The organism is methanotrophic endosymbiont of Bathymodiolus puteoserpentis (Logatchev) (assembly GCF_900128525.1).
Taxonomy (GTDB): Bacteria; Pseudomonadota; Gammaproteobacteria; order Methylococcales; family Methylomonadaceae; genus Methyloprofundus.
Window position 1 is genome coordinate 1 of sequence record NZ_FQTQ01000105.1, and the last position, 13,035, is coordinate 13,035.

Below are 13,035 nucleotides of genomic sequence, written 5' to 3' on the forward strand. Positions count from 1 at the left end.
GCGGTATATGCTCTTGCATAGCCGCTTTATTTTGATATGGACTCATAAGTGCCTCCGAAATTAATTGAAGGGCTTAGTCTGCCATGTTTTATATTGGTTTAGAATGTGTACTTTAATTGACGCTTACAAACGAATTGCTTCTGTCATGCTCATCCCCAAGTCGTCAAGTACCTGTTCTGCGCTATGTTTTAATTCGTGACTCACTCGTGCTCTAACGATTTCAGTTTTTAATGGTGTCATAATGACAATACCTTTAATGAAAAAATGCCATTAGTGTAGCACATACAGGCTACGAAAAATTAAATTAACACTTTAAATAGTATGCATAAACTAAATGGTATGCCCGTAGGTTCGAATTTATTCGTACCGAAAAAGCCTATTGAACATAAGGTACGTATAAATTCGAACCTACAAAAATGTTTTGTAATTATGCCTCACTACTTAAGAGAATAAAGGGGCAGAGTAGACAAGATTTTTTGCCGACCATTTTAAACATAATATCCGTTTTTGTTGCGACTCAATGATGAAAAACCTTGTGTTACATTGTTTGGCGGGTAACAGGGAGCTGCCCATCCGCGGCGGTGAATAATGTGCAGTTATAAATCTCTAGGTTTTACACCTGATTTTAACTGACCGAGCAATACAAACCCGAGCATTAATAAAAAACCCAAAGCGGTAAACACCAACATTTTAATGATTGGGAAGCCGACTAAAAATAGAAAGCGTTGCGTGTTGTTAGTGCTAGGCTCTAATTCATCGGATTCCAATGAGACTTCTAGTGCGTACAGGCCAGCTTCTGGGAAATCGTATTGTATAGCAGCTGCACCTGACACTTGGACCAAGGTTTGATTAAAGGCCATAGAATTATTAAAGATCAGATCTGCGTACGAGTCGGCAGCTAAAAACTTTAAATTCATTTTTTTATTAAGTTGTGCGACAACATCTTCCTCAAAAGTAAAAATAACGGTACCAGTCGCTGGGAATATATGACAGAAATGCTTGCCACCGCCTATTTTGTCTTCCGCTTGAAAGCCGCCTAAACGTAGTGTAAAACCACCGATGTCAACAAAGCAATTATCGCCATGATCAACGCCAGCATGCGCAAACAGTGTAGTAGGAATAGCTAAATTTAAGCTGAAAATAGTGAGAAGTAGGAAAAAAAAACGTGCCTGCATTGAATGTATTTGATAGTAGCTAAAATAATTATTTTAGCGTCTTTCAGGTTTCATTGAGTGATTTTTTAAAAAAACACAGGCTCATGATAGAATAAACAGTTAATTAAAAATAACTAAAGCGCTTTGCATGAACCCTTATTTATCGCGATTACACCCTTATCCTTTTGAGAAGTTAGCACAATTAAAAAGAGGGATTACGCCGCCTGCTGACAAAGCACATATTGCTTTATCTATTGGTGAGCCAAAGCACGCAACACCAGCGTTTATTAAAGCAGCGATATTATCTAATATCGACACTTTGGGAAATTATCCGACAACTAAAGGCCTACCTGAATTAAGAGTAACAATTAAACAGTGGGTTACTCAGCGCTTTGATATTGCTAATGAAGCTTTAAATGCCGAAACGCAAATTTTACCGGTTAATGGTACGCGTGAAGCTTTATTTGCTTTTGCGCAATGTGTGGTTGATGGTAGTGCAGATGCCTTAGTACTTATGCCTAATCCGTTTTATCAGATTTATGAAGGCGCGGCTTTATTGGCAGGTGCTGAGCCGTATTATTTAAATACACTGGAAGAAAATGAGTATTTGCCGGATTTTGATAAAGTGCCGGAAGATGCATGGCAGCGTTGTCAGTTATTGTATATTTGTTCTCCGGGTAATCCGACAGGCGCGGTAATTGATCAGGCAACCCATGAAAAGCTGATTAATCTTGCCTTAAAATATGATTTCATCATTGCTTCTGATGAGTGTTATAGCGAAATTTATGACGATGAAGCGAGTCCACCACAAGGTTTATTGCAGTCCGCTTATGCCATGGGACATACTAGCTTTAAAAATTGTGTGATTTTTCATAGCTTATCTAAACGTTCTAATGCACCGGGTTTACGTTCAGGATTTGTTGCCGGTGATGCACAAGTGTTAAGTCAATTTCTTAAATACCGGACGTATCATGGCAGCGCGATGCCTATGCCTACTCAATATGCAAGTATTGCCGGCTGGCAAGATGAGCAGCATGTTTTGGAAAACAGACAGTTTTACCGTGAGAAATTTGCGGCAACCACGGCAATACTAGCTGAGGTGTGTACAGTTAAACAGTCGCCCGCAAGCTTTTATTTATGGCTGAAAACCAGTAGTGATGACGCTGAATTTGCTAGGCAATTATTTGCTCAAGAAAATGTCACTGTTTTGCCCGGTAGTTATTTATCGCGCGAAGTGGATGGGATTAATCCAGGTAAAAATCATGTGCGCTTAGCTTTAGTTGCCTCTGTTGATGAGTGTATCGAAGCCGCGCAACGTATTAAAAATTTTATTAACTCTTTAAACGAAAAGACATTATGAACGAACTAGAAAAAATTATTAACGAAGCTTTTGAAAATCGTGCTGAAATTTCACCGACTACGGTTTCTGATGAAGTACGTAACGCAGTTAAAGAATCCATTAACTTATTAGATTCTGGTAAAGCGCGTGTTGCCGATAAAGCAAGTGGTGAATGGGTCGTTAACCAGTGGTTGAAAAAAGCGGTTTTATTATCCTTTAGAATTAATGAAAACCGCGTCATGGACGGCGGTGCTGCTCGTTATTACGATAAAGTAGAAACTAAATTTGCTTCTTACACACCAGAAGATTTCGCAGAAGCGGGTGTGCGGGTTGTACCTAACGCCGTTGCACGTCATGGTTCTTATGTCGCTCCGGGTGCAATCTTAATGCCATCTTATGTCAATATCGGTGCTTATGTCGGTGCAGGTACAATGGTTGATACTTGGGTAACGGTTGGTTCTTGTGCGCAAATTGGTAAAAACGTGCATTTATCTGGTGGGGTCGGTATTGGTGGTGTTTTAGAGCCATTACAAGCTGGGCCGACTATTATTGAAGATAACTGTTTCATCGGTGCACGTTCTGAGATCGTAGAAGGTGTAGTGGTTGAAGAAGGTTCAGTTATTTCTATGGGCGTTTATATTGGTCAAAGCACTAAAATCTTTAACCGTATGACCGGTGAAATCACTTACGGTCGTATTCCAGCAGGCTCTGTGGTTGTTTCTGGTAACTTGCCATCAAAAGACGGAACACATAGCTTGTATTGCGCGGTTATTATCAAACACGCCGATGAAAAAACACGTAGCAAAACAGGTATTAACGAATTATTACGTGATTAAATTTTAAATGCGTAGGTTGGGTTAGATTTTTTTTGCGGAGCAATAAAAACGTAACCCGACATATGTGTGAGTTGTGTTGGGTTACGTTATCTACGCTTCGCTTGATAAGCTAACCCAACCTACGATTTATTAATGTCGAACTAGTTCGCTAGTCCGGCTTTTTTATTATTTAGGAACCCCCTTATGTCAGATTCACTATCTAGTAATGCCATTATTTACGCCATTCTTTCTATCGATGCTGAGATTGCATTACAAAAAGATTACTTAGAATCTTCTGATATTTTGCCTGAAGAACGTGAAAATGAAGAAGGGATTTTAGATGATTTAGAACAAGCTTTTATGGAGTTTATTGAGTTCTATAAATCTTGCCGTAAACAAGATAAAGAGTTACCTGCACTAGATGAACTGTTAACGCACCCTTTATAAGTCTATCTAGGTAATCTTCTTGCGTTGTTTAATTCAATATATCGCTACCTCCATACTGCTTTGTCTGGGTTTATTAAGCATGCCCGAACTTGCTCTCGCGGATGTTAGGCTAGAAAAAAAGTTTCCTGCATTGGAATTAACACCAGAAGAGCGCCAATATTTGAACAAAAAATCACAACTCACTATGTGCGTTGATCCGGACTGGATGCCCTATGAAAAGATAGAAAATGGACAGCATGTGGGTATGAGCGCTGATTTTATGCGTTTGTTCGCCAAAAAAATTAATATACCTATTGTACTTGTACCTAGCCGTAGTTGGGGGGAATCTTTAGCACTAGGCAGGCAACGGCAGTGTGATATTTTTTCGTTAATATTGGCAACACCCAAGCGTCAGCAATTTCTGGACTTTTCTGAGCCTTATATTGGTTTTCCTTTGGTGATTGCGACGGGCTATGAACAGATTTTTATTAATGATATAAGAAGTATTCTGGATAAAAAACTGGGCATTCAAAAAGACTATGCTTATGCGGAATTACTGCGTTTGCAATATCCAGACATACATTTAGTAGAAGTTGACAGCTTGGCTGAAGGATTAGCTAAGGTGACCAGCAAGCAATTATTCGCTATGATTGGAAGTTTACCTAGTATTGCCTATATTTTTAATAAAGAGCATATAGGGGAGCTGAAAATTACTGGTAAATTAGATCATTTATGGCAGCTAGGTGTAGGGGTGCGCAATGATGAACCATTATTAGTAGGTATTTTTAACAAGGCGATTGCCAGCATACAAAATACAGAACGTCAAGCAATTAATAATCGCTGGATGACAACACGGTATGAGCTAGGCACTGACTATACGGTGCTGATAAAAGTAGTAATAGTCTTTGCTTTGGTATTAGCACTTTTTCTTTATCATCATTTTCAGCTTAGAAAATATAATCGCTTGTTAAAACATTTATCTGTAACAGATAAATTAACCAATATAAGTAACCGCACTGATCTGGATGAAAAAGTAGAAAGAAACTTATACTCAGCCGAGCGTTATCAACATCCCTTTAGTCTTATCTTATTAGATATGGATCATTTTAAGTCCGTTAATGATATCCAAGGACATCTTGTCGGCGATTATGTTTTACAAACCATAGCGACTTTACTTAAAGAGCATATTCGTGTTGTCGATACCGTTGGACGCTGGGGGGCGAGGAGTTTCTGATTATTTGCCCAGAGCAAACGGCTGAACAGGCCATGATTTTAGCAGAAAAGTTACGTGTTATTATTGCCGACTTTCCTTTTAAATATGGCCTGCAGCTGACCTGTAGCATTGGAGTCGCAAGTTATCGTAAACAAGATAGCAGTGACTCTCTTATTAAAAGAGCTGATGATGCGCTTTACCAAGCAAAAAATCTAGGCCGAAATAAAGTCTGTCAAGGCTAATATATTAAACTTATTATGTACACCTTATACGGTATAAAAAATTGCGATAGCGTGAAAAAAGCACGCCAGTGGTTAGATAAGCACAAGGTTGAATATCAATTTCATGACTTTCGTGTGCATGGCTTAACCCCCGAGCAACTACAAATATTTATTGAGCGCGCAGGCTGGGAAAGTGTACTCAACAAACGTAGCACGAGTTGGCGGCAAGTCGATGAGGGGCAAAAGGCGGATTTAAATGCTGAAAAAGCAGCAGTATTGATGTTAGCGAATCTTACTTTAATTAAACGTCCGGTTTTAGTGGCTGGTGAGCAACTGTTTATTGGTTTTAACGCAGAGAATTATCAAACTTTATTATGAGCGAAACTTTAGATTTACTGAAAGACCTTATTAGTCGTGCTTCGGTTACACCTGAAGATGCCGGTTGCCAAGATTTATTAACTCAACGCTTAGAGACAATAGGCTTTAAAGCTGAGCAACTGGATTTTAATGATACTAAAAATCTGTGGCTAAAGCGTGGGCAAGAAAAACCTTTATTTGTTTTTTTAGGGCATACCGATGTCGTACCAACAGGACCGTTAGAGCGCTGGGATTCCCCCCCTTTTGAGCCGACTATTCGTGATGGCCACTTATATGGTCGTGGCGCAGCCGATATGAAAGGCGGTATTGCTTGTTTTGTTACTGCTGTAGAGCGCTTTATAGCTCAGTACCCAGAACATCATGGCACCCTAGCCATGATGATTACAAGCGATGAAGAAGGGCCTGCGACAAATGGTGTCGTCAAAGTAGTCGAAGTGTTAGAACAACGCAATGAGAAAATCGACTGGTGTTTGGTTGGTGAACCATCAAGTGATAAGAAAATAGCGGATGTCATTCGTGTCGGTAGACGCGGTTCTTTGTGTGCAAAACTGCAAGTTAAAGGCATACAAGGACATGTCGCTTATCCAGAAATCGCAAGCAACCCGATTCATAGCTTTGCACCTGCACTAAAAGCATTAACAGATGAAGTATGGGATAAGGGTAATGATTTTTTCCCACCGACTAGCTTACAAGTCTCTAATATTAACAGCGGCACGGGCGCAGAAAATATTATTCCGGGTGAATTAGAACTACAGTTTAATTTACGTTTTTGTACTGAACTAGATGAAGCAAGCATTAAACAACGAGTGCATGCTATCTTTGATCAGTTTGATTTTGATTATAATATTAACTGGCGTTTGTCTGGAAACCCCTTCCTGACAGAAGGCGGCGCGTTAATTGAAGCCACGCATGCTGCCATAAAAAAAATAACCGGATATGACACGCTAGATGATACGGGTGGTGGTACATCTGATGGTCGCTTTATTGCGCCGACAGGTGCTGAGGTGATCGAATTAGGACCTTTGAATGAGAGCATTCATAAGCTTAATGAAAATGTTGGACTTGAAGACCTAGAAATATTAAGCAAGATTTATGAGCAAATATTAATCGAATTATTAGTCACAAAGGATTAAGCGCATGCGTTGTCACGAACTGGATTATGAAATTATAGGTCATGATATACAAATGGTCGAGGTAGAGCTAGATCCTAATGAAACCGTCATTGCCGAAGCGGGTGCGATGACCTACTTAGAGCAAGATATTACTTTTGAAGCAAAAATGGGGGATGGCTCTGCTCAAGGTTTAATGGGTTCCTTATTAGGCATGGGTAAGCGCATACTAACGGGTGAGTCAGTATTTCTAACTCATTTTAGCAATGAAGGTAGCCAAAAGCGTAAAGTGGCTTTTTCAGCGCCATACCCTGGCTCCATTATTCCTTTAAATTTAGCTGAACTGGGTGAAGAGGTTACCTGTCAAAAAGATGCTTTCCTCGCCGCAGCTTTAGGTACGCAAGTGGATATTGCTTTCCAAAAACGGTTAGGTAGCGGATTTTTCGGCGGTGAAGGCTTTATTTTGCAACGCTTACGTGGCGATGGCATGGCGTTTATACATGCTGGTGGTACAGTGATACATAAACAATTAAATAATGAAACTCTGCGCTTAGATACAGGATGCCTAGTCGGTTTTAGTGGTGATATTGACTATAACATTCAATTAAGTGGTGGCTTAAAAAGCATGTTCTTCGGCGGCGAAGGCATGGTTTTAGCGACTTTAAAAGGAACGGGTTCTGTATGGATACAAAGCATGCCTTTTTCACGTTTAGCAGAACGTGTATTAAGTCATTCTAGTTTTTCTACGCAGGGCGAGCAGTAATTCTTATATCTTATTTTTTCTATGAATAACAAACAACTCACACTTTTCTGTAGTGCATTACTCGTCTCTACAAGCTCTTTTGCACAATCAATAAAATTTACTAATGGCAATACTTTAAATGTTGAATTAGTCTATCAAACTGATAAGACGGTCACCTTTTTTGACTCTATATTGGGCGAACAAACTGTTGATAAAGACAAAATTAGTAATTTACAAACGCTAAACCTTAAAAGCTTGAAAAAGCTAACTAAAGCAGAGCTTGATAACTATAAAAAAGTAAAATTGGCAGAAGAAAAAATCATCTATGCTAAAGATAAAGCTAGTATTGCTGAAGCAAAACTTTTAGCCGCTAAAGAATCAGTCGATCAGGCAACAGCAACTAATCGTGCTAATGCAGAAGAGAAACTTATTTTAGCAGGAAAAAATTTCACAACGGCTACAGAAGAAGTTAAAGACACTGAAAATAAACTTAAAGTCACTCAAGATGTCATCGTAGCTGAAGCAAAGCTCTCAGAGGCCAAATCCAAGGTTGACCTTGCTAAGGCAAAGGTAGCGCAAGTAGGGGAAAAAAGTATCGCTGAAGAGCTAGGAATTTTTGATACTGATGCCGTAACTGAAGAAGCTGAAGAAAACGTCAATAGTGCCGAGCAACAAGTCGTAGTAGCTGAAGATAATCTTAAGCTTGCTAAAGGCGAAAAGCCGGATATTGGCTTTATGGGGACAGGATGGTTCAGAGGGTGGGATAGTAGTTTTGATTTAGGGATGAACGGTTCATCAGGGCCTTCTGAAAATTTCAATTTCCGAGCAGGCTTTGCTGCTGGACATGAAGATAATGAAGGCAAGTGGGACTTTAAAAGTTATTACTTAACAAATTCACAAGATAGTAAGTCAACTGCGAATAAAGCTAATGCCAGTTTACTGAAAGATTGGTTCTTTAAAGATACGAACTGGTTTGCTTCTGCCTCTGTGATCTATGACTGGGATGAGAACAGAGATTGGAGGCACCGTGTTCAATTCGGTGTTGGCCCAGGATATCAATTTATTAAAAATGATGTTTGGGAATTATCAGGAAGAATGGGCGGAACAGGTGTTTTTGAATTTGGCGGTAAAAAAGAAGTCGAAGGTACAAACCCTATCATATATACAGACAGAGATAGTACTCAAAATTTTGAAATAATGGCGGGGCTTGATTTTCTTTGGAATATATCAGAAAGTCAAGTATTTACGCTTTCAAATTATGCTTATTCCAGAGTAACAGATGGTGGAAATATTAGAAATGTAACGAATATAACATGGCAACATGACTTAGATTTCTTTAAGGGTTTAGCGATTAAATTCAATATCCATAATGAATATGATATGACACAGATAGAAGAGAAAAATAAAAATGACCTTCAATATGGTGTCGCATTAGGACTTGGGTTTTAACGACTCATTTTTGTCAATATTTAGATGCTTCACTTGTATGGGGTGTAGCCACATAAGCAAATGCTTTTCATATTTCACAGGGCATGCATAAAGAGGCTAATTTTCTAGCTAGGTTGAATAATGATTTCTTATGTCCAATAAACAACTTACGCTTTTTTTAAGTGTTTTGTTCGCCTCTTCAGGTATTTCTGCACAGTCTCTACAATTTAATAATGGTGATACTTTAGAGGTCGAATTAATTTATCAAACCGATAAAACACTTACTTTTTCTCATATAGCCTTAGGTGAGCAAACAATTGATAAAAGTAAGATTAGTAATTTACAAGATATGAACCTTTCAGATCTTGTGAAGTTAAATGAAACACAAGTTAATAATATAAAAAAAGTCAACACAGCTGAAGCAAAAGTGTCAAATGCTGAAGCTAGGGTGAACACAGCTAAAACAGAGCTTATAGCTGCTAAAGTCGCTTTTGATAAGACTAAACAGGCTGATTCACAAGAAAGGCTTAATCGTGTTGATGCAGAAGAAAAACTTATCCTGGCAGGAGAAAAATTTACAACGGCTAAAGAAGAGGTGAAAGCCGCTGAAAATGAACTTAAAGTAACTAAAAATGTTATCAAGGCTGAAACACAGCTCTCTGAAGCTCAAACTAAGGTAGACTTAGCTAAAGCTGAAGTTATGGCGGTAGGAGAAAAAAGTATTGCTGAAAAGCTAGGGATTGCGACAGCTGATACAAAAGTTGATATTGCAGAGAACAAGCTTAATGTTGCCATGCAACACGTTCAAAAAGCTGAACATGACCTTAAGCTAGCTAAAGGCGAAAAAATTAACGATGGTTTTATGGGAACCGGCTGGTTTAAAGACTGGGATAGTCGTGTTGAGTTAGGTTTGAAAGGCTCATCTGGATCATCTACTAATACGACTTTTCGAACTGCATTTAACTCAAGGTATGAAGACCGCTTGGGTCGATGGGATTTTAAGTCGTTTTATTTATTTGATTCTGAAGATAATATAAGTAGTGAGAACAAGGTTAATGCTGCGTTGGTTAAAGATTGGTTCTTCCCCGACACTCAATGGTTTGCTTTTGCTTCGATGATTTATGATTGGGATAAATTTAAAGATTGGAACCACCGAGTGCAATTCACCGTGGGACCAGGTTATCAATTTTATAAAACTGAAGACTGGGATATTTCTGGGCGCATCGGTGGTTCGGGTATTGTTGAATTTGGGAAAACCGTTGATGACCTCAATAGCCCAACGGGGCTTTCCGAAAAAGATATTCTAGGCTTTGAAGGGATGGCTGGCATTGATTTAACCTGGCATATTACGGCTAAGCAACAATTTTTATTCTCTAATTATATTTACCCTAGCCTGACCAATCGAGGTGAGTTTAGAAATTTGACTAATATATCTTGGATACATAGTATTGACTGGTTTGAAGGCCTGGCTCTCAAGTTTGGAATACGTAACGAATATGATACAACAGAAAGCGAGCGCAATGATTTTAAGTATAATTTCTCATTGCTTTGGGGATTCTAAGTATAAGTTGTTTTTATAGATAATAATTAAAAGGAAAGCTAAATGATACCAAGTAAAAAATTAGGGCTACGCTTTTTTATAGCAGGCTCACTACTCTTAGCAAATAGTGCGTGTTCTCTTTTAACACAAGCGCCAGAGCTCAGTGATGCTGAAGTCTGTGGGCAGTTAAATGCGATTATTGCTGATCATAGTCATAATTTTCAGCAATTTAAAAAATCCCAAGTAAACTCGAGAGGGATGATGAATATGCGAATATGGAAAGCTGCACAAGCCTTTCCTAATGCAAACAACTGTCAAGTTTGGGAATGGAGTACAGGATTAACCAACTATATTTGTACTTGGCAGGAGAAAGGCGGAGAAATCGAGGCAAAAGCTAGTTATAACAAAGGTGTCAAGCTCGTACATCAATGTTTAAATACACAATGGACAAGCAATGAGATAACGACTAAAAGTGGTGGCATTAGAACTGTTTTCAGTCAACCAAATGGCAAGACTATTATTGCAGTAAACGCATTTAAAGAGTCGCGTACTATTTTAGATAATTGGAAGACAACTTTATATGTAGGTGATAAAAGTAATTTAAAAGCTGAAGTTCAGTAATTTATAGACCATTACTATAGTTAGCTGCACTCTATCCTCCCCTAACTTGCCACTTTATACGCACTATAGCGTACACACTACTGCGTATAAAATGGCCAATATAGGCTAATTGGACAGCACTCTCAATTTAGATTTTCAGCGGATAAGTACTCGTAATTCGCGCTTCATAATATAATTGCCCGTGATTTAATAACACTTTATTCCTGCTCTGATGCAATCAATACTTGCACTAGCTCACGCATTTTTTTTTGAATTAAACGTGTATTATCCGGCCCCATACGTAACATCTGCTTATCTAAAGCACTTAGCTTTTCTAGCTTAGAGTCAGCAAATTTATAGTGCACTGATGGCTGAATCACTTCTATTCGGCCCGTAATAATCGGCGCTTGCAGAATTTTTCCTACTGCGGCTTTAAAAATATCTAATACCTGGTAACTTTTTGGATAAGAGAACTCTTTAAAAACAACCTCAAAAAGTGGTAAATATTTTTTATATAAAGCAACTGCCGCTTGGCTATCAATTCGATTAACGGCGTGCGCTAATGGGTCATAACGTTGATATGACTTAGGAGAAATATACATTTTATCTCCTCTAGTTATCACTAAAAAAGGCTTGGATAACTTTAATTCACGTAAAACTTTTGCAGGCGGGCGCATTCCCTGAGCCATATCATTAATAGAAGCAATCGTTTTACTAATGATTTGCTCTTTAAATAGCCCTTGCTTTAATTGTGCTGAATCAGAAATAGCCAAAACATCCTGCCTAAATTCCGCATCACTATTTTTTAATTCAGGTAAAATAGCGCCTTCCACTTCTGGCAATAAGTCCTCAGTTTCATTCAGCGTCTCTTGGTACAGCGGGTCTGAAGCAAAGTTATCGCTTTCCTCTTCCTGCTCTAAATCAGCCGCCTGCTCAACAATTTCAGGTATCAATAATACCTGTTTAGTATCACCTTCATTGAAAGCAGCATCCTTATCATCATTCGCTAAAAACTTTAACAACCCAAAAACCAGCAAAATAACAGCTAGGCTCACTATTATTATAATAGGCCAAACCTTAGACTCTCCTGAATTACTCATCTTTTATTCCTCTTAGTTAAATCTTATATATCCATACAAAAGTACAGGCATTTTAATAAAGAAAATCAATTATCATCTGTTATGCCTTTATAATATGCCTAAGTAAAAACTTATTCAATCAAAGGAGTCATCATGGCTTACACTATTTATTTATCCGGCGAAATTCACAGTGATTGGCGCGAGCAAATCAAACAAGGCATTTTTGATCTAGGCTTAGAAATCGAAGTGCTTACTCCTATTACCAATCACGATAGTAGCGATAATGTCGGCGTAGACATTTTAGGGGCAGAAGAACAAGACTTTTGGAAAGATCATAAAGCCGCAAAAATAAACTCCTTACGCACACAAAGTTATATTGGTCGTTCTGATATTGTCATCGTCAGATTTGGCGAGAAATACCGCCAGTGGAATGCTGCTTTCGATGCCGGAACGGCTTATGGCTTAGGAATTCCTGTCATTACCTTACATGCTCCAGAATTAACACATGCCTTAAAAGAAATCGATGCTGCCGCATTAGCTGTAACAAAAACACCCCAGCAAGTCATAGAAATATTAAAATATATTTCTCAAGAATAAATTTATCAGGAACAAGCACATAATAACATCAACATACTGGAAACCTATTTTGTACTTGTTCCTTACTTAAATACACTAAATCAAGAAAGCGCCCCATTAACCTATTCACACCTACACTGAAGATCTTATGAAAAAAGTACTACTGCTTATTCTTGCCGCTGGATTTGCTGTCAATGAATTTTTAGAGCAAAATCCGACCTTTACATCACCGAGCAAAACACAAAAAAACCTCACTAGCAGTCGTCTCTTTGCTTCTTCTACATCAAACAGAGCACAAAGCAGCACCTCCTTCCCTAGTGTAAAAGCAAATAACCAAGCCCTTAGGAATGTGCATGAAATAACTTAGGCAACTTATAAAGTTGTTGCGTCAGGAATGGCAGTATAATTCCATTGC

General features: G+C 38.5%; 14 protein-coding genes and 1 pseudogene. 12 read left to right on the top strand and 3 right to left on the bottom strand.

Annotation, left to right across the window (positions count from 1 at the left end):
- Nucleotides 1-123: 123 nt before the first annotated feature.
- Complete coding sequence (locus BQ7314_RS08555; RefSeq protein WP_245394951.1) at nucleotides 124-240, bottom strand: type II toxin-antitoxin system RelB/DinJ family antitoxin; 117 nt, start codon at nucleotides 238-240, stop codon at nucleotides 124-126.
- Nucleotides 241-596: 356 nt separating this feature from the next.
- Complete coding sequence (locus BQ7314_RS08560; RefSeq protein ID WP_174483288.1) at nucleotides 597-1,175, bottom strand: hypothetical protein; 579 nt, start codon at nucleotides 1,173-1,175, stop codon at nucleotides 597-599.
- 127 nt (nucleotides 1,176-1,302) lie between these two features.
- Between BQ7314_RS08560 and dapC the strand changes: the two genes are divergently transcribed.
- From dapC to BQ7314_RS08615, 10 genes and pseudogenes are all read left to right on the top strand, one after another.
- Nucleotides 1,303-2,514 carry a succinyldiaminopimelate transaminase gene (gene dapC / locus BQ7314_RS08565; RefSeq protein WP_174483289.1) on the top strand — a complete coding sequence of 404 codons (1,212 nt, stop codon included), beginning with the start codon at nucleotides 1,303-1,305 and terminating at the stop codon, nucleotides 2,512-2,514.
- Entirely contained in the window at nucleotides 2,511-3,329 is an 819-nt protein-coding gene (dapD, locus tag BQ7314_RS08570) for a 2,3,4,5-tetrahydropyridine-2,6-dicarboxylate N-succinyltransferase (protein WP_174483290.1), read from the top strand. The genes dapC and dapD overlap by 4 nt, the downstream gene beginning before the upstream one ends.
- Before the next feature lie 183 nt (nucleotides 3,330-3,512).
- The gene (locus BQ7314_RS08575) at nucleotides 3,513-3,755 is read left to right on the top strand and encodes a hypothetical protein (RefSeq protein WP_174483291.1); all 243 of its coding nucleotides are present in this window, start codon (nucleotides 3,513-3,515) and stop codon (nucleotides 3,753-3,755) included.
- Between the two features lie 184 nt (nucleotides 3,756-3,939).
- A pseudogene (locus BQ7314_RS08580) lies at nucleotides 3,940-5,189 on the top strand (diguanylate cyclase).
- Nucleotides 5,190-5,204: 15 nt separating this feature from the next.
- A complete protein-coding gene (locus BQ7314_RS08590) occupies nucleotides 5,205-5,546 on the top strand; it encodes an ArsC family reductase (RefSeq protein ID WP_174483293.1) in 342 nt (113 codons plus the stop codon).
- Complete coding sequence (gene dapE / locus BQ7314_RS08595; protein WP_174483294.1) at nucleotides 5,543-6,679, top strand: succinyl-diaminopimelate desuccinylase; 1,137 nt, start codon at nucleotides 5,543-5,545, stop codon at nucleotides 6,677-6,679. Before BQ7314_RS08590 ends, dapE begins: the two co-directional genes overlap by 4 nt.
- A gap of 4 nt (nucleotides 6,680-6,683) precedes the next feature.
- Nucleotides 6,684-7,418 (top strand): TIGR00266 family protein, encoded by a 735-nt coding sequence (locus BQ7314_RS08600; RefSeq protein WP_174483295.1) that lies wholly within the window; start codon nucleotides 6,684-6,686, stop codon nucleotides 7,416-7,418.
- Between the two features lie 21 nt (nucleotides 7,419-7,439).
- Nucleotides 7,440-8,846 carry a DUF481 domain-containing protein gene (locus tag BQ7314_RS08605; protein ID WP_174483296.1) on the top strand — a complete coding sequence of 469 codons (1,407 nt, stop codon included), beginning with the start codon at nucleotides 7,440-7,442 and terminating at the stop codon, nucleotides 8,844-8,846.
- Between the two features lie 130 nt (nucleotides 8,847-8,976).
- Nucleotides 8,977-10,386, top strand: coding sequence for a DUF481 domain-containing protein (locus tag BQ7314_RS08610; RefSeq protein WP_174483297.1), 1,410 nt, complete (start codon nucleotides 8,977-8,979; stop codon nucleotides 10,384-10,386).
- A gap of 42 nt (nucleotides 10,387-10,428) precedes the next feature.
- The gene (locus BQ7314_RS08615) at nucleotides 10,429-10,986 is read left to right on the top strand and encodes a hypothetical protein (RefSeq protein WP_174483298.1); all 558 of its coding nucleotides are present in this window, start codon (nucleotides 10,429-10,431) and stop codon (nucleotides 10,984-10,986) included.
- 197 nt (nucleotides 10,987-11,183) lie between these two features.
- On the opposite strand, the gene BQ7314_RS08620 is transcribed toward BQ7314_RS08615, so the two are convergent.
- Complete coding sequence (locus BQ7314_RS08620; protein ID WP_174483299.1) at nucleotides 11,184-12,065, bottom strand: DUF3014 domain-containing protein; 882 nt, start codon at nucleotides 12,063-12,065, stop codon at nucleotides 11,184-11,186.
- Nucleotides 12,066-12,197: 132 nt separating this feature from the next.
- On the opposite strand from BQ7314_RS08620, the gene BQ7314_RS08625 reads away from it, so the two are divergent.
- Both BQ7314_RS08625 and BQ7314_RS08630 read left to right on the top strand, forming a co-directional pair.
- The gene (locus BQ7314_RS08625) at nucleotides 12,198-12,641 is read left to right on the top strand and encodes a YtoQ family protein (RefSeq protein WP_174483300.1); all 444 of its coding nucleotides are present in this window, start codon (nucleotides 12,198-12,200) and stop codon (nucleotides 12,639-12,641) included.
- 127 nt (nucleotides 12,642-12,768) lie between these two features.
- Entirely contained in the window at nucleotides 12,769-12,987 is a 219-nt protein-coding gene (locus tag BQ7314_RS08630) for a hypothetical protein (RefSeq protein WP_174483301.1), read from the top strand.
- Nucleotides 12,988-13,035 lie beyond the last annotated feature (48 nt).